The following is a 16,923-nucleotide window of genomic DNA, read 5'->3' as shown; positions in this document are numbered from 1 at the left end:
TCTATTTTTGATAAAGGTCTTTATTTTAGTAGAGAAAGTATAAGTTTTATACTTTGCTTCGCATCTACCTTGACAAACGCGCTCGTCCCTGAAGGACGACGGAGTCGTTTATCCTTGGAGGATTTCAGGCAGATTACGGATCATTTTCTTCTTCGGTTCCCACGGATACCAGATATTTGGTTTTGGCATAGATAAAGTATAGTTTGTCGGGTAACTGCGAATTTTTTAAATCCTTGCACCAGAACCGTATTTTTTATGCTGAAAGCAGACGGGGTCATAATGCAACGTCGAGCTATTTTGTGTTAGGATATAAATATCTAATTTTGACATGAAATTTCGATGAGTTCGCGGGTAGGATGCTTTCGAAAGTTTTATTATAATTATGTAGCCCCATAGCGTAAGCGCGAAACTAATATTTTTTACATTAATGAAAACGCTGCCAAAAAAGGGGCTAGGTGCTTATGAAATGGATAGACAAAACGAACAACATTCGCTTGAAAAAGAAGTTGATTATTTCATTCATCTTTACAGCCAGAGCCGTTGATTGCGAATTCGGAATGGTACAAGGCGACGATAAATAACTCGAATCAAATCGGCTGGTATTACATCAGAGACGAAACGAAAGGCGATAGTGCTTACCTGAGCCTGGTGCGCCGTGTCTATTTTTCGAATTACCGAACGACCGGCGTGCTCGTCATCGATATCAGCCAAACGGAGCTGAACGGAATTCTGAGACAGGAGCATTTTGATACGATGGTCATCGACTTCCGATGGTTGCGGAAATTTATGGGCAGACGGATATTCGAACTTTACTGAAGACGCGCGGGCACAGGATGTGTGGGCTGTCGAAGCACTTGTGCACGTTCAGCAGCGAACCTGCCATTGACATCGTTGAACGCCATTACGCCAAGAATTTGAAGCTCGATACGTTCGGCGAGCTGTTCACTTACAATAGCGGATACCTGGGAAAGATGTTCAAAAACCATACGGGCAACTTGTTTCATACTTATTTGACAAAGTATCCACAATGCCAAAGCTTTGCTCGAGAGCGGGCTTAAGGTGCATCAGGCGGCGACCCGCGTCGGATACGCCAATGTCGATTATTTTTACCTGAATTTCAAAAAGTATCTGGAGGAATCCCCTTCCGTTACAAGGGAAAACCGTTGCAGAAATGACAAGTTTGCATATGATTTTGCAATCAGTTTACCAGGTATCGGCCTCCGAAAGAAAACGGTATCATGATGGTATCAAATAAAAGGAGGGACGATATGGAATCGCTCACATCCCGGGAAATCCTCCTGACGGACCGCCGGATCAGGAAGAGGGGCTTCTGGAAAACATTCCTCCAGCAGCGTTATCTGTACATGATGTCTATCCCGTTCGTCATCTGGGTGTTCGTGTTCAGCTACATGCCGATCTGGGGCTGGCTCATGGCGTTTCAGAATTACAAGCCGGGCAAGTCGATTCTGCAGCAGAAATGGGTGGGGCTTCACAATTTCCAGGAGCTGTTTACGGACGAGAAGTTTTATCTCGTGCTGCGCAACACGCTGGCGATGAGCCTCATGGGATTGATCGCGGGCTTTACGGTGCCGATCCTGTTCGCGGTGTTGATCAATGAAGTGAAGAGCCGGGTGTTCAAACGGTCCGTGCAGACGATCTCCTACTTGCCGCACTTCGTTTCGTGGGTCGTCGTCGCCGGCATGGTGACGAAAATGTTGTCGACCGACGGGGGAATCGTGAATGAGCTGCTGTTGAAGCTCCATCTGATTTCGGAGCCTGTACAATTTATGGCCAAGGGCAATTTGTTCTGGGGGATCATAACCTCTTCCGACCTGTGGAAAGAAACCGGCTGGAACTCCATCATTTATTTAGCAGCCATTGCCGGTATCGACCAGGAGCTTTACGAAGCGGCGACCGTCGACGGAGCAGGAAGATTCCGCCGTATTTGGCACATTACACTGCCCGGCATACGCTCAACGTTCATGGTGCTGCTGATCTTGTCGATTGGAAGTTTAATCAGCATCGGCTTCGAGAAGCAGTTCTTGCTTGGCAATCAACTGGTAGCGGACTATTCGCAAGTGCTCGATTTGTATGCACTTAATTACGGGATCGGGCTCAGCCGCTATTCCTTCGGCACCGCCGTCGGCATGTTCAATTCGGTTGTTAGCGTCGCCCTGGTGCTCACGGCGAACGCGCTCTACCGCAAAGCTACGAAGGAAAGCGTCATTTGAGAAAGGAGGGAGGAAGATGACCGGTGCAGTGGGCGACCGCTCTGAGTTTGGCTTCCAATTGTTTCTGTCTGTGCTGATGACTGCTGTCGCCATCATCACGATTTATCCGTTTCTGAACGTGCTGGCGATTTCGCTGAACGATTCGACCGATACGGTCCGGGGCGGCATCTACGTTTGGCCGCGCGAATTTACGTGGGCGAATTATGCGACAATTTTCAAGTATCAGTCGCTGCTCACAGGCTTTCGAAATTCGGTGCTCCGCACGGTGCTCGGTACGGCGGTCGGCGTGCTCAGCGCTGCGATGGTCGCTTATGTGCTCAGCCGGGTGGATTTTCAGGCAAGACGCCTGTTCTCGATTTTTTTCGTACTGACGATGTATTTCTCCGGCGGGTTGATCCCGGGGTACATGCTCATGCGGAATCTGCATCTGATCGGGACATTCTGGATCTACATCATCCCGGCTATTTTAAGCGTCTGGAATGTCTATGTCATTCGCTCCTATATTGACGGCCTGCCGTATTCGTTGCAGGAGTCTGCCAAGCTGGACGGAGCCAACGACTTTGTCATTTTTACGAGAATTATATTCCCGCTGTGCAAGCCGGTTCTGGCCACTATCGCGCTGTTCATCGCTGTCGGCCACTGGAATTCCTGGTTCGACACGTATTTGTTCAACAGCAACAAGCCTAACCTGACGACGCTGCAATTCGAGCTGCAGAAAATTTTGCTAAGCACGCAGAACGTCAGCAACGCCCATAACATTAACTCCGTCGCCAGCATTGCGACTGTATCCCCGGAATCGATCAAGATGGCGATCACGATCGTGGTGACTGCTCCGATTCTGATCGTGTATCCGTTCCTGCAGAAGTATTTCGTGAAGGGTATTACGCTGGGGGCAGTAAAGAGCTAGGCCGAACAAAGCACGCAGTAAGGGCAGGGCGACCTGATCTCATACAATCATTCACTCAAGAAGATAAGGGAGGATCATCCACATGAAAAAGCCATTTCGTATGGCTGCGGGCCTCGTGCTCGCGGGGGTTATGACATTCACGGCCGTCGGCTGCAGCAAGACGCCGGCAAGCGATGCCGGACAAGCGCCGGCCCAATCCGCAACGGGCGACGCTGGCAAAGGCGCTGCCGACAATAAGCCGATCACGCTAACGGCGTTTTCGGGCAATAATCCGAATTGGGACGACATGCAGAGCGAAGTCGGCAAAATCATTCAGCAGAAAATGGGCGTTTCCCTCAAGATGGAGTTCAGCCTCAGCTCGACGGATCAGAAAGTTCCGCTCATGATTTCCAGCGGACAATATCCCGATCTCATCCTGCCAAGTGGCGATGCCGGCAAGCTCGTGGATGCGGGTGCGCTCATCGACTTGACGGATTTGATTGATAAATATGCGCCGAATCTGAAAAAAATATACGGCCCTTATATGAAACGTTTGCGTTGGAGCAATGATGACCATGCCATCTATGTGCTGCCGACACTGGGGGGCGTGAATCAAACGGATTTCGATGCGGGGGGCATCTTCGCCCTGCAGCATGCGGTGGTGAAGGAGCTAGGTTATCCGAAAATCCGCACGCTTCAGGATTATGAAAATGCGATCAAGATGTATAAAGACAAGCATCCGACGATCGACGGCAAACCGACGGTCGGGTTGTCGCTCAATGCCGACGACTGGCGCATTCTGATTTCCGTAACGAATCCTGCTGTCTATGCAACGGGACTTCAGGACGACGGCGAATTCTATATCGATCCGAAAACGTACCAAGCGACGCTGCATTACCTGCGTCCGGAAGACAAGGAATATTTCCGCTGGCTGAACCATATGAACGATATCGGCCTGATGGATCCGGAAAGCTTCGTGCAGAAATACGACCAGTACAACGCGAAGATCGCCTCCGGCCGCGTACTCGGCTTGATTGACGCGGCGTGGGATATCGGTGGCGGAGTGGGAGCACTGAATAAAGACGGCAAGTCCGATCGTACGTACGGCTTTTATCCGGTTACGATGAACGAGAGCATTAAAGACCATTCTTTCCAGGATAGAGGGTATATGGCGGGATGGGGCACCGCCATTACTAAGAGCAACAAGGATCCGGTCCGCACAATCAAGTTTCTGGATTGGCTCGCTTCCGACGAGGCGCAAGTGCTGAACAATTGGGGCGTAGAGGGCGTAGATTACAAGGTGGAGAACGGCAAGCGCGTCATTCCGCCCGATCAGCTCGAACGCAGAACGAAGGACACGGCAAACTGGCAAAAAGCGACCGGCATAGGGAACTACGGGGGCTTTTCCGCGAGATGGGGCGACGGCGTGACCGATCCGACCGGCAACATGTATACGACGAATAATGTCGATCAGATCATCCAGAATTACCCCGATGCAGCAAAGGATGTGCTTTCGCATTACAATGCGAAGACGTGGAAAGACCTGTTCCCGAAGAAGGAAGAGTTCCCGGTCAAGCCTTGGGGAGCAGCCTGGAATATCCCAATTCCGACGGGATCCGATACCGACGTCATCTTCCAGAAATGCGAAGATATCATGAAGAAGCGCGTCCCAGAAGCAATATTGGCGAAGCCGGATCAATTCGATACGGTATGGCAAAACTTTATGAACGATTTGGATAAGGCAGGCGCGAAAAAGCTCGGCGAGATGTACACGAAGCTGGTTCAGGACCGCGTCAAGCTGTGGAACGAGTAAATGAAGATAATCAATCGACTTTGTCGATAAGTTTCAGAAAAGGCGAAAAAATGCCCTCGATCTTGCCGCTTGGCGAGATTGAGGGTATTTTTATGCTGCAGGTAGGCGGGTCATAATGCAACGCCGATCTTTTTTGTGTTAGAATATAAATATCTAATTTTGACATGAAATTACGATGAGTTCGCTGGGTAGGATACTTTCGAAAGTTTTTTTATAATAATAATATTGCCCCGCAGCAGAAGCATGAAACAAATATGTTTTACATTAATGAAAACGCTGTCAAAGGGGTGAGGTGCTTATGAAATGGATAGACAAAACGAACAACATTCACATGAAAAAGAAGTTGATTATTTCATTCATCCTTGTCGTCTTTATTCCGGTCGGGATCGTGGGCGCTTTGCTGACCCAATCGCTCCGCCAGACGGCACTTAACGATGCGGTCCAGCAAACGTCGAACGACGTGGAGAAGGTGAAGACGCGAATCGGCGAAATATTGAAGCGGTCGATCGAGATTTCTAACAAGTTGGCGACGGACCCGCGATTGGAAGCTCTCGTCAATAAGCGTTACGAATCGAACTATTCTGTTGTAGAGGCCTATAGAGAATATCAAGAGTTCGAGCTATACGTGCGGCTTTATAAAGAAATCGCCAACATCCGGTTGTACGTGGATAATCCGACCCTGCTGAATAACTGGGACTATTTACAGCCAGAGCCATCGATTGCGAATTCGGAATGGTACAAGGCGACTATAAAGAACTCGGATAAAATCGGCTGGTATTACATCGGAGACGAAACGAAAGGCAATAATGCTTATCTGAGCCTGGTGCGCCGCGTCTATTTTCCAAATTACCGAACGACTGGCGTGCTCGTCATCGATATCAGCCAAACGGAGCTGAACGAAATTCTGAGGCAGGAGCAGTTCGATACGATGGTCATCGACGGGAACGGATATATCGATGCGGCCAAAAACACGGGCCTCGTGGGCAAGCATATTCGCGACTTTCACATCACCCAGGAAATGCTGGATAAACCGAGCGGCACGTACCAAATCGAGTACAACGGGGAAACGTCAAAGCTCATTATAGAGTCCCTCATTCCGGACGTGAGCAGTAACGGCTTGAAAATCATATCCGTGTTTTCGGTGCAAGGCATCATTAAGGGAGCGAACCGGATCAGCATGTTCGCACTCTCCATTATCATCATGAGCCTGTTAATCGCCTTGGTGTTCATCTATATTTTTTCCTCCCTGTTGTCAAAGCGCATCCTTCGCTTGAGCAAGCAAATCAATAAAGTGGCTTTAGGCGATTTGCATGCCAGCTCCGTGATTGATGGTGACGACGAAATCGGCCAGTTGTCACGGCAATTCAATAATATGGTCGGCAATATCCGCGAGTTGATGGAGGAAGTGACCGAATCGAATCGGCAAAAAGCACAGCTGGAGATCAAACAGAAAGAAATCAAACTGAAAATGATGGCCAGCCAGATCAATCCCCATTTCTTGTTCAACGCCCTTGAGTCGCTACGGATGAAGATTCATTTGCGGGGGAGTGCGGATATCGCCGACATCGTCAGGGTGCTTGGGAAACTGATGCGCAAGAGCCTCGAGATCGGAGGCGGCACGATTGCACTCGGCGAAGAACTGGACATGGTCCGATGTTATTTGGCCATTCAACAATTCCGCTATGAGGACCGGCTTTCCTACGAGCTTGAGCTCGACTCGGCATCAAGCGAAATCCAGATTCTTCCGCTCATCGTGCAGCCCTTGGTGGAGAACGCCGTGATCCACGGGATTGAGAATAAAGAAGAGGCGGGCTTCGTATGGATTCGGACGGAGCTTCAGGATGAGGCCATGTATGTGACTGTTGCCGACGATGGCGCCGGAATTCCGGAAGCAAGACTGGATGCGCTGATCCGTTCGCTGGACGACCCCGAAGACGGGAAGAACCATCGCATTGGCCTGCGCAACGTGCATCAGCGGCTTATCCTTACCTATGGAGAGCAATCCGGACTCCGCATCGTAAGCCGAGAAAATAAAGGGACGGAAATTCGTTTCATGATACCGATTGGAGGAGATTCGCATGTATAAAGTTGTTCTCGTAGACGATGAAAATGCGATACGCCAAGGCTTGAAGGCGATTGTGGACTGGCGGCGGCACGGCTTCGAGGTGATCGGGGAAGCGGGTAACGGCCGGGAGGCGCTGCTTCGGCACCAGGAGCTGAAGCCCGACCTTATGGTCATGGATGTCCGCATGCCAGGGATGGACGGGCTGCAGGTTATCGAAGAAATTCGCAAGAACGATAAGGAATGCCAATTTATCATTTTAAGCGGCCACGCCGATTTCTCGTACGCCAAGCGAGCGATTTCATGGGGAGTGAACGCCTATTTGCTCAAGCCAGTAGATACGGATGAATTCGAAGCAGAGCTTGACAGGATCTGCGGAGTGCTGAGAGAGGCCTCCGGATCGCTGCAAAAAACGGAACAGACATCGGCGCAGCAGCTCGCGGATCAGATCGTATCGCTGCTCATGTATGAAGAGGGTCACCATACGGCGATGGAACCGCCGAAGGAACCGGAGCTCGATTGGCGTTCGTATCGGGTAATGCTCCTGAAGATGCATCCGCCGCTTGGCAGTCATGCAAACGGTCGGGCGGAAGTCAGGAGAAAGCTGGCAGAGCGTTTTGAGTCGTCGGGTACAGGCATCGTATTCGACGTAGAACCCTTTGTCGGCATTTTGCTGAATGAGAGGGCGCTGATTGAGCTACAGGCTATTTCGATGTATCTGGATTTGGAAGAATCGCTTCTGGGACTGAATGGCGGCTTCTCCGCAGCAGCGGGAGACCCGGTGCATCAGCTCGCAGATATCAGTCTATCCTATTCACAGGCTGTCCGGCTGCTGAAGGAAGAGTTCCTGTTCCGCGGAGAACGGACGGTCATCCTTAAGCGTCCGCCTCTCAACTTTGCCGCGAACGGCGCAAGAGACGGTGAGCCGACCGGACCCGATATAAACGCTTTGGCGGATAAGCTATTTTATGCGCTCGATATCGGCAGCAAGGACGCCGTTCGGCGTATTCTGGATGAAGGGGGGCAGTCGATCGCCGCGTACGACGGCGCGGAGCAAGCGATGAAAACCGCCGTCTCGCAATGGATATCGCTCGCGCTGACCAAGCTGTCGAAGACAAGCGATACCGCCTTCACCGCCGTACAGGATGCCCTTTCGGTAATCGCGGAAATCTATGAGCAGCCTGATCTTCGGTCGTTGCGTAAGATGCTTGAAGTCAGGTTGCTCGGACTGACGGAACGCATAAGCACGTTCAGCAGCGAGTCTGCCGTCAAGCAAATTCTCGACTTCGTGGAGCGTCATTACGCCGAGAGCTTAAAGCTTGAGACACTCGCCGAGCTATTCAATTACAATAGCGGGTATTTGGGGAAAATGTTCAAAAGCTTCACGGGCGACACCTTTCACAACTACTTGGACAAAGTCCGAATCCGGAACGCCAAGCACTTGCTGGCCGACGGGCTCAAGGTGCACCAGGTAGCTGCGCGTGTCGGGTATGCCAACGCCGATTATTTCCATTTGAAATTCAAAAAGTATCTAGGCGAATCACCGTCCCGCTATAAGATGAAGCCGACCAAAACCACTTCGGGGTGAAACCGTGCAGCCATGTTGGGCCCGAGAAGCGGTTACAAGGACCGGAATAACTAGGCTTCCTTCTTTTTTTGAATGCTTTGAAAACGCTTATTTTCACATGATTTATAGATGAATTTCTCGGGTTATGGCGTCAGTCCGGGTGCGTTAAAATAAGATCAAGGGAGAAGGGGGAGGAATCGGGATGGAACCGAAGATGAAGGTCAATGACCGCAAAAACTTTGTGAAAACTATCGGTATAGATATGTACCGAATGGGACCGAGCTATGGTGACGGCGTGAAGGACCCAACGGGCAACTATTACACCACCGTCTTCCCGGAACAAATCGAAGGAATACTCCCAAACTGACAAAGAGACATTGGCTGCTTATAAAATCAAGAAATCAAAAAAACGATCCGATTGAGAGGGGACCGCCATGAAGGGCGGCCCCTTATCTCATGCCGGCGCAATTGGGGCAAGACTGAGTCAGTACAGTTGGAGGGAAACTATGCTGCGGCTTTTTCGAACGAATGAAATACGCGATGTGCAAGAACTGGAAGGCGACTGGGATTTTCAACCGATTGACGGGACTGTGGGGTTGCCTTCCGTGTACAGGTACCGGATGCCAGTGCCCGGGTGCTGGGAGATGCATCCGCAGTTTACGACCTATCGGGGGAAAGGCGTCTACCGGCGAACGGTAGAAATATCGCGGAAAGGCGCAATCCGGCTTGTTTTTAAAGGCGTGAGCCATACAGCTGACGTTTACTTTGACGGAAAGCCGGCAGGACATCATTATAATGCATACACGCCGTTTGCCGTCATCGTTCCGGATGTCGAACCGGGCACGCATGAGGTTGCGGTTATAGCGGACAATTCGTTCGGGGACTCGTCCGCACTTCATGTCCCGAACGATTATTATACATATGGGGGATTGATCCGACCCGTAGCGATTGAGCTGCTGCACGAGATGTTTATCGAACGAATTGCGTTTACGCCAGTCCGTTCGGCTGAAGGCTGGCAGGGGACGATTCGCTTCTATGTGCGGAATATCGGTAAACGTGTGCGGCTAGCGCGTTTGCAGATCAATCTGGCAGGTCGGGACATTGCCGCAGGCCAGGTGGACGTATTACCGGGCGAGATCGCCGAGCTTTCGATTACGGAACCGTTCCCCGGCGTTGTCCAGTGGTCGGCGAACAATCCGGAGCTGTATCTATTGAAGGTGCAACTGTATGCAGAAGGACAGGAAGCTCCCGTGGACGATTTGATCGAGCGGGTCGGCTTTCGCACGGTGACAACGTTGAATGGACGTATTCAGGTAAACGGTGAGGACGTTGTTTTAAAGGGCTTCAACCGGCACGAGGATCATGCTTTGGCAGGAGCCGCCATACCTTACTCGCTCATGGTGCACGATATCGAATTGATGCATGATATGGGTGCAAATGCCGTACGGACCAGCCACTATCCGAATGACGAGCGTTTTCTGGATTTGTGCGATGAACGCGGCCTGCTCGTCTGGGAGGAAAATCATGCGCGTGGCCTAAGTCTGGAGCAAATGAAGCACCCCTTGTTCGCAAAGCAGTGCGAGGATTGCAACCGGGAGATGCTGGAAAGCCATTTCAACCATCCGAGCATCATCATCTGGGCGATATTGAACGAATGCGCAAGCGATACGCCGGAAGGCCGGGAGATGTACAGGACTCAGCTCGAACAAATTCGTGCGATGGATACGTCCCGACTGCTAAGCTTTGCTTCGCATCACCGCGACCGCGAGCTCTGCTTCGATCTTGCGGATATCGTCTCGTTCAACCTGTATCCGCTCTGGTACGAAGACGAAGATCCGCAAGAGCTGGTCAAGCAGGCGAGACTTTGGGCGGATCAGGCAGGCGGACTGGGGAAGCCGATGATCATGAGCGAATTCGGGGCCGACGGCTATTACGGATATCGCGACCCGAGCCGGGTTAAAGGAACGGAGGAGCGCCAGGCCGATATCATGGAGCGCAATTTGGCGGCTTATACGTCCGCCCCATTCTTGTCCGGCATGCTGGTCTGGCAATTTTGCGACTGCAGAGTAACGGAAGGGACGGGATGGCTGCTGACCCGCGCCGGAACACAGAACAGCAAAGGAATTGTTGACCGGTACCGCCGGCCGAAGCTGGCGTATTCCGTTGTGAAGCGTTATTTTACAGGAAAGCATCCAAAATATTGAATTTTCACATGATTTTTAGATGATTTTATGAAGTATTATTACAACCGCCATATAGTTAAAATAAAAATGTCACCGCTTACATAAAGCATTCGATGAGGAGGTGCATGAAAAACACAACATCGAAGTGCAGTCACAAGTGTCTCTGAGAATTGATTTCCTCGAAAGACAGCAGTGCCCATTATTCCAAGCAGAGGAGGATATTCAGGCATGCATCAGTAAAATACGCGACAAGCAAAACATCTACAGAATCAATCCAAATACATGAAACCAAAGGAGAATTTCTATGCGCACAAAAAGATCATATCTGTCGGTCGCAATGATCGTTGCCCTGCTGCTGGCGTTGTTTTCACCCGTCAGTTCGGCCGCTGCTAACCCGAACGAATCCAAAATGCAGTCTTATGTAAACGCGATGCAGCCCGGATGGAACCTGGGCAATACATTTGATTCATTTAATACGAATGCTCCAAATAATGGCGACGAGACGTCTTGGGGCAACCCGAAGGTAACTCGAGATTTCATTAAGGAAATTAGGAAGCAGGGCTTCAAAAGCATCCGTATTCCGATTACATGGAGCGGGCGGATGGGTGGTGCACCGGATTATAAGATCAATAAGGATTGGATGGACCGGGTTCAGCAAGTCGTCGACTGGTCGCTGGAAGAGGGCCTGTATGTCATGATCAACATTCACCACGACAACTGGATGTGGGCCAGCAAGATGCCGACGAATCACGACGAAGCATTGGCCAAATATAATGCGATATGGACGCAAGTCGCCGACCGCTTCAAGAATCATTCCGACAAACTGATGTTCGAGAGCGTCAACGAACCGTTTTTTGAGAACGTTGATGTGACGATGCAACACGCGTTTCTTGATGAGCTCAACAAATCCTTCGTTCATATTGTAAGAGCGTCGGGAGGCAATAATGACGTTCGTCCGCTCGTGCTGCCGACGTTAAATACGAATCACTCGCAAGAGCACGTGGATTCGCTTTCAAGCACGATTGCCGATCTGAACGATCCGAATTTGATCGTGACGGTTCACTTTTACGGCTTCTGGCCGTTCAGCGTAAACATTGCGGGCTACCCGAGGCTTGAGGCTGACACGATTAAAGATATCGATACAATGATTAACAATGTAACGACTTCGTTCGTATCGAAAGGAATTCCTGTTGTCATTGGCGAATTCGGACTGCTCGGCTGGGATGCTGTACCTTGGAAAACGCCGATCAGTGAAGGTGTGCCCGAGCATGGCGAGATGTTGAAGTTTATCGAGTATTTCACCTCTAAATCCATAGAGAACAAACTTGCCCTTATGCTGTGGGATAACGGCGGGCGGTTTGACCGCAGAACGCTTCAGTGGAACGATCCTGAGCTTTACAATCAGATCATGGCCAGCTTGAAGGGCCGTTCTTCCACTGGCGAATCCGATCTGGTTTTTGTCAAGAAAGGTGCTCAGGATCAGGGCGCCGTAGTCCATCTGAACTTGAACGGCAATGTTCTAACCAGCATCAAAAATGGAAAATACGAATTGGTCAATGGCGTGGACTATGAGCTGAATGGCGAAGTCCTGACTCTCAAAGCAAGTTATGTCGCCAAGCTGACTGAATCGGCCGCACTTAGCGAGGTAGCCGTATTGAAAGCCCAATTTAACAAGGGCGCAGATTGGACCTTCCATGTATTGTACAATGACACGCCAGTGCTGCAAAACGTGGAAGGCACCACCGCAAATTTTGCGATTCCGACTGCCTTCAACGGCGACCGTCTTGCCACGATGGAGGCCATATACGCTACCGGGGGCAACGCCGGTCCGGCTAGCTGGACTTCGTTCAAGGAATACGCCCGGACATACAATCCATCTTATGCTAACAATGAAATCTCTCTTACACAGGGCTTCTTCAATGAAGTGAACGACGGAACGGTGAATCTGACGTTCCACTTCTGGAGCGGCGCCATCATCAAGTATACGATTACGAAGAACGGCACGGGCATTACGGGCACAGCTTCGTAAAAGCCGGAATTGATTTGGGAAAAAAGGAGTCCTGCCTTGCGCCCGTGCGCTGGGCAGGACTCCCTGCTGCCGAAATAAGGATTTGTGCGGAAATCGGGAAACAACGGTTTACAATGAAACATTGCTAAGCTTAGCAATCAGTGGAGGACAGCTTATGATGAAAATGGGTGTAGATTATTATCCGGAGCACTGGGATCGGGCCATATGGGATCAGGATGCGGATCTGATGCGGCAGACGGGAGTCCGTCTGGTTCGGTTAGCCGAATTTGCCTGGTCGCGTCTGGAGCCGGAGGAAGGACGGTACGATTTCGCATGGTTGGATGACGCGATAGACGTTTTCCATCAACGCGGCATCGAGGTCGTGATCGGAACTCCGACCAACACGCCGCCGAATTGGCTTGTTGAGCGGTATCCTGACGTGCTTCCCGTTGATGCCTTGCTGCATCCCCGATATCCCGGTATACGCGGACACCGTTGCTATAACAGTCCCTCCATGCGCCTTTATTCGGAGAAAATCGTGGATAAGCTTGCCTCGCATTATTCGAAGCATCCGGCTGTAAACAGCTGGCAGATCGATAACGAATTTGCTCTGAACGAATGTCATTGCGATAATTGCAGCGAGCGGTTCCGAGAATGGCTATCGGACAAGTACGGATCTTTGGAGGCTCTTAACCGCGCTTGGGGCACCGTCGTCTGGAGCGGGGAGTACAGCAGTTGGCCGCAAATCAAGCCACCGCTGGGCGGTACCTCCTTCAAAAACCCGTCTTACTTACTGGACTGGAAAAGGTTCGAAACGGATTCTGTCGTCCGTTTTCAACAACTGCAAGTGGATCTTCTGCGGAAGCGGTGTCCGGGTCATTTCGTGACCCATAATATTTGGAGCTACCCGATGTCCCTTGATTATTACAAACTCTGCGACTCGCTGGACTTTGCCTCCCTTGACTATTATCCGAATACAAGTCCGGAAAAGTCGGATACGAACGGATACAGCGGGGCGTTGACACTGGACTTAACCCGGGGGATTAAGCGGGGCAACTTCTGGATCATGGAAACGATCAGCGGCCCGCCCGGCTGCTGGTTCCCGATGTGGCGAACGCCGCAGCCGGGGTTTATTCGGGCGTTCGCCTGGCAGTGCATCGCGCGCGGTGCCGACACGCTTGTGCATTTCCGCTGGAGAAGCGCTCCAGTCGGCGCCGAGCAATTCTGGCATGGCTTGATTGACCACAGTAACGTTCCGGGCCGCCGGTTCGAGGAATATAGCAAGCTGTGCGGGGAAGTGAACAGCCTCTCTCCGCTGCTGACCGGATCGGAGGTGCATGGCGAAGCGGCCATTCTCCATTCGCACGATCAATACAATGCGCTTCAGATTCAGCCGCAGGCGGATGGGATGGATTATTTCGACAATCTGAAGCTGTATCACCGCGCATTGACCAAGCTGGGCGTTCATACCGATGTGGTGAATACGACAGCCGATTTAAGCGGATACCGGCTAATCGTCGCTCCCTCTCTCTATTTACTGGATGAACGCGTGGCAGGCCATTTGGAGGATTGTGTCCGCAGCGGGGCTACCTTAATTATAACGAATCGCACCGGCGTTAAAAATATGAACAATGTTTGTCGGATGGAGCCGCTGCCCGGGCCGCTGTCCGAAGCGGCTGGAGTTTATGTATCCGAGTACGACCCGATCGGCAAAGACGTCCACACGATTCGGGCGAAGAATGGGAAGACCTACACATGCATGCAATGGTGCGATATTCTGGAGCTTTCCGGCGCGGAACCAATCGCATGGTACGAAGATGATTTCTTCGCCGGCAAACCGGCCGCTGCAGTTCATTCTCTTGGAAGCGGCAAGGTGTATTATTTGGGGACGATTGCCGAGGAGAGCTTTTATATAGACCTATTCCGGGAGGTCGCTTCGGATGCGGGCGCAAGCCTTTTCCCCGATCTGCCGGAGGGCGTTCAGATCTCGGTTCGCAAGAAGAGAGAGAAGCGTTACTTGTTCATTTTGAATCTTTCGCGGAAGCGGCAAACGGTAACACTCGGTCAAGCTTATCCAAGTCTTCTCAGCGAGAGACGGATCGGACCGGAGCTTGACATGGAGCCATACGCCGTAGAGATTGTAGAGCTTGCCGAAACCGGCTGCTAAGTCAGGGAAATAGAACCTTATCCGAGAATGAAAGGAAAATCAATCATGAATCCAACACGACAAACGATTCTGTTTCAAGGCGATTCCATAACCGATGGCAACCGGGACCGCAACGAGGATCCCAATCACATTTTGGGACACGGTTACGCTTTTATCATTGCCAGCAAGCTCGGCTTCGAATTGGCCCGCAACCAACCGCATTTCATCAACCGGGGTGTCAGCGGCAACCGGGTTTCGGATTTATACGCCCGCTGGAACGAGGATGCAATTCGCTTAAAGCCGGATATGATCAGTATCCTGATCGGCGTCAACGACGCCTGGCGGATCCTGTCGGGTTGTCCAGGCGACCGTTTCGAAAGAGCGTACCGGCATTTGCTGGAAGAAACGAAGGAGATGCTGCCTTCCGCAGGGTTAGTGTTGTGCGAGCCGTTTATATTGAAAATCGGGTGTACGGAGGAAAAATGGGAGGAGTGGCGGAAACGGATCGATGACTACAGCCGTATCGTTCGTCAGTTGGCCGAGGAATATGATGCGGTATTCGTTCCGTTACAAGAGGCGTTCGACAAGGCCTCTTCCGGCATGGATGCCGCCTATTGGATATGGGATGGCGTTCACCCGACGGCTGTCGGCCATGAACTCATCGCCCGCGAATGGCTGTCCATCGTTCAGAATAGTCCTTTGGCCATTCGCTGAAAAGAAGCGGCCCTGTGATGAGACCGATTTACGCGAGGCTATTCGGAAGTGCGAAATAGAATGGAGAAACAACAATATAGGGTCAGCGGCTTGGCGGCTGGGGCTGTCAAATGCCATGAAAACAATTGGGGGCACTTAAACATGTGGAGTTCATATGCATCAGCGACGGCTCTATCGACGGCCAATAATTTTATCATGAAAAGCGATTCCGTTTTTATGCATACGTACAGAGCTTACATCAAGACGGCTGAATGCGGGAAATTGGAGCTGAAATTCTGGTGCAGCAATCTGGTGGATTCTACATGGGCAGACGGCTCCGAATCGAGAGCCAATCTGCCAGGAGGCTTGTGGAAAATCGAGGCGGCTTACATCGCTGACGGCGGGAAACTGCCGGGCGGAAGTGTTGTAGAGGGCACTCAAATCCCGGTAACGTTCGATTCATCCATGTCCAGGATGGTTTTACCGGGAGAAACGTTCTGGAGCGATGCCACCGAGATCACAATCCCGGAAGAGCATTATCTGGTATTTTCGTGGACGATCATGACACTCGCTGCAGGCGACAGCTTTCCTTACAATACGGAAGCACCATTGGTGCCTGCCTACGATGCGCCTGGGCATGCCGCCGGCCAAACGTCAGCCGATGGTTTCCGAATATCCGCAAACTGTCTGGTGCTGCCGGATTTTATAGGCTGCGAACGCGAGGGAGCAAAGCGCCTTGCGTTCCTGGGCGATTCCATCACCCAGGGCGTTCGAACGCGACCGGACACTTATGAATACTGGGTTGCCCGCATTGCGGAGGGGCTTGCTCCGGCACATAGCGTATGGAACATCGGTTCAGGTTGGGCGCGAGCCTACGATGCGGCAAGCGACGGAGCTTGGTTGCATAAAGCCAAGCACAACGATGAGGTCGTCGTAGCATTGGGGGTGAACGATATAGGTATGGCCGGACGAAGCGCTCCTCAAGTGCTGGAGGATTTGCAAACGATCGTGGCCAAGCTTAAAGGCAGCCGCATCGGTATGTCCGTGATCTTGTGTACCGTGCCCACATTCAATTTCTCCGGCTCACAGGAGCTTGCCTGGAGGCAGGTGAATCAGGCAATACGAAGCCATGACATCGCCGGCGTTGATCGCGTATTCGATATAGCGAAAGTGCTCTCTCAAGCCGCTCCGTGTGATAACTTGCTTATGCCCGAATATATGTCCGAAGGGGACGATCCGCACCCTAATGGAAAAGCGAGTTCAGCCATTGCCGCCGCATTCTTATCCTGGTACTGAGAGGCAAATGAATCAAACTTTGAAACGAGAAGGAGTGC

Annotated in this window: 13 protein-coding genes and 1 pseudogene; 13 read left to right on the top strand and 1 reads right to left on the bottom strand. The window is 51.3% G+C overall.

Features of this window, described 5'->3' with window-relative positions:
- Positions 1 to 540 precede the first annotated feature (540 nt).
- Entirely contained in the window at positions 541 to 816 is a 276-nt protein-coding gene (locus ASG93_RS07795) for a cache domain-containing protein (RefSeq protein WP_056830559.1), read from the top strand.
- On the opposite strand, the gene ASG93_RS07790 is transcribed toward ASG93_RS07795, so the two are convergent.
- Positions 810 to 1,034 carry a hypothetical protein gene (locus ASG93_RS07790; RefSeq protein WP_156410839.1) on the bottom strand — a complete coding sequence of 75 codons (225 nt, stop codon included), beginning with the start codon at positions 1,032 to 1,034 and terminating at the stop codon, positions 810 to 812. The genes ASG93_RS07795 and ASG93_RS07790 overlap by 7 nt on opposite strands.
- A gap of 25 nt (positions 1,035 to 1,059) precedes the next feature.
- On the opposite strand from ASG93_RS07790, the gene ASG93_RS37105 reads away from it, so the two are divergent.
- The 12 genes and pseudogenes from ASG93_RS37105 to ASG93_RS07740 all read left to right on the top strand — a co-directional run bounded on the left by ASG93_RS37105 (position 1,060) and on the right by ASG93_RS07740 (position 16,885).
- Positions 1,060 to 1,242, top strand: a complete 183-nt coding sequence (locus ASG93_RS37105) for a hypothetical protein (RefSeq protein WP_162262837.1) — start codon at positions 1,060 to 1,062, stop codon at positions 1,240 to 1,242.
- A gap of 26 nt (positions 1,243 to 1,268) precedes the next feature.
- The gene (locus tag ASG93_RS07785; RefSeq protein WP_056830555.1) at positions 1,269 to 2,231 is read left to right on the top strand and encodes an ABC transporter permease; all 963 of its coding nucleotides are present in this window, start codon (positions 1,269 to 1,271) and stop codon (positions 2,229 to 2,231) included.
- Between the two features lie 16 nt (positions 2,232 to 2,247).
- Positions 2,248 to 3,138 (top strand): carbohydrate ABC transporter permease, encoded by an 891-nt coding sequence (locus tag ASG93_RS07780; RefSeq protein WP_056830553.1) that lies wholly within the window; start codon positions 2,248 to 2,250, stop codon positions 3,136 to 3,138.
- A gap of 82 nt (positions 3,139 to 3,220) precedes the next feature.
- On the top strand, positions 3,221 to 4,930 hold the full coding sequence (locus tag ASG93_RS07775) for an ABC transporter substrate-binding protein (RefSeq protein WP_056830550.1): 1,710 nt from the start codon (positions 3,221 to 3,223) through the stop codon (positions 4,928 to 4,930).
- 298 nt (positions 4,931 to 5,228) lie between these two features.
- Positions 5,229 to 7,016 carry a sensor histidine kinase gene (locus ASG93_RS07770; protein WP_056830548.1) on the top strand — a complete coding sequence of 596 codons (1,788 nt, stop codon included), beginning with the start codon at positions 5,229 to 5,231 and terminating at the stop codon, positions 7,014 to 7,016.
- Positions 7,009 to 8,580: a response regulator transcription factor gene (locus tag ASG93_RS07765; RefSeq protein WP_056830546.1), complete on the top strand. Its 1,572-nt coding sequence runs from the start codon at positions 7,009 to 7,011 to the stop codon at positions 8,578 to 8,580. The genes ASG93_RS07770 and ASG93_RS07765 overlap by 8 nt, the downstream gene beginning before the upstream one ends.
- A 190-nt stretch (positions 8,581 to 8,770) precedes the next feature.
- Positions 8,771 to 8,966 (top strand): annotated as a pseudogene (locus ASG93_RS35710) (ABC transporter substrate-binding protein); the annotation flags it as partial.
- Between the two features lie 99 nt (positions 8,967 to 9,065).
- Entirely contained in the window at positions 9,066 to 10,763 is a 1,698-nt protein-coding gene (locus ASG93_RS07760) for a glycoside hydrolase family 2 protein (protein ID WP_056830543.1), read from the top strand.
- A 283-nt stretch (positions 10,764 to 11,046) separates the two neighbouring features.
- The gene (locus ASG93_RS07755; RefSeq protein ID WP_056830541.1) at positions 11,047 to 12,771 is read left to right on the top strand and encodes a cellulase family glycosylhydrolase; all 1,725 of its coding nucleotides are present in this window, start codon (positions 11,047 to 11,049) and stop codon (positions 12,769 to 12,771) included.
- A 154-nt stretch (positions 12,772 to 12,925) separates the two neighbouring features.
- The gene (locus tag ASG93_RS07750) at positions 12,926 to 14,917 is read left to right on the top strand and encodes a beta-galactosidase (protein WP_156410838.1); all 1,992 of its coding nucleotides are present in this window, start codon (positions 12,926 to 12,928) and stop codon (positions 14,915 to 14,917) included.
- Between the two features lie 45 nt (positions 14,918 to 14,962).
- Positions 14,963 to 15,610, top strand: coding sequence for an SGNH/GDSL hydrolase family protein (locus tag ASG93_RS07745; RefSeq protein WP_056830539.1), 648 nt, complete (start codon positions 14,963 to 14,965; stop codon positions 15,608 to 15,610).
- Positions 15,611 to 15,751: 141 nt separating this feature from the next.
- The gene (locus ASG93_RS07740; protein WP_056830537.1) at positions 15,752 to 16,885 is read left to right on the top strand and encodes an SGNH/GDSL hydrolase family protein; all 1,134 of its coding nucleotides are present in this window, start codon (positions 15,752 to 15,754) and stop codon (positions 16,883 to 16,885) included.
- Positions 16,886 to 16,923 lie beyond the last annotated feature (38 nt).

Origin of the sequence: Paenibacillus sp. Soil787, assembly GCF_001429545.1 — a bacterium.
Lineage (GTDB): Bacteria > Bacillota > Bacilli > Paenibacillales > NBRC-103111 > Paenibacillus_E.
The sequence above is the reverse complement of the archived record's forward strand: the minus strand, read 5'-3'. Positions and strand labels throughout refer to the sequence as shown.

Bases quoted from the DNA above. Each gene is read 5' to 3' on its own strand.
- ASG93_RS07785 (WP_056830555.1), top strand. From the start codon at position 1,269: ATGGAATCGCTCACATCCCGGGAAATCCTCCTGACGGACCGCCGGATC.
- ASG93_RS07780 (WP_056830553.1), top strand. From the start codon at position 2,248: ATGACCGGTGCAGTGGGCGACCGCTCTGAGTTTGGCTTCCAATTGTTT.
- ASG93_RS07775 (WP_056830550.1), top strand. From the start codon at position 3,221: ATGAAAAAGCCATTTCGTATGGCTGCGGGCCTCGTGCTCGCGGGGGTT.
- ASG93_RS07770 (WP_056830548.1), top strand. From the start codon at position 5,229: ATGAAATGGATAGACAAAACGAACAACATTCACATGAAAAAGAAGTTG.
- ASG93_RS07765 (WP_056830546.1), top strand. From the start codon at position 7,009: ATGTATAAAGTTGTTCTCGTAGACGATGAAAATGCGATACGCCAAGGC.
- ASG93_RS07760 (WP_056830543.1), top strand. From the start codon at position 9,066: ATGCTGCGGCTTTTTCGAACGAATGAAATACGCGATGTGCAAGAACTG.
- ASG93_RS07755 (WP_056830541.1), top strand. From the start codon at position 11,047: ATGCGCACAAAAAGATCATATCTGTCGGTCGCAATGATCGTTGCCCTG.
- ASG93_RS07750 (WP_156410838.1), top strand. From the start codon at position 12,926: ATGATGAAAATGGGTGTAGATTATTATCCGGAGCACTGGGATCGGGCC.
- ASG93_RS07745 (WP_056830539.1), top strand. From the start codon at position 14,963: ATGAATCCAACACGACAAACGATTCTGTTTCAAGGCGATTCCATAACC.
- ASG93_RS07740 (WP_056830537.1), top strand. From the start codon at position 15,752: ATGTGGAGTTCATATGCATCAGCGACGGCTCTATCGACGGCCAATAAT.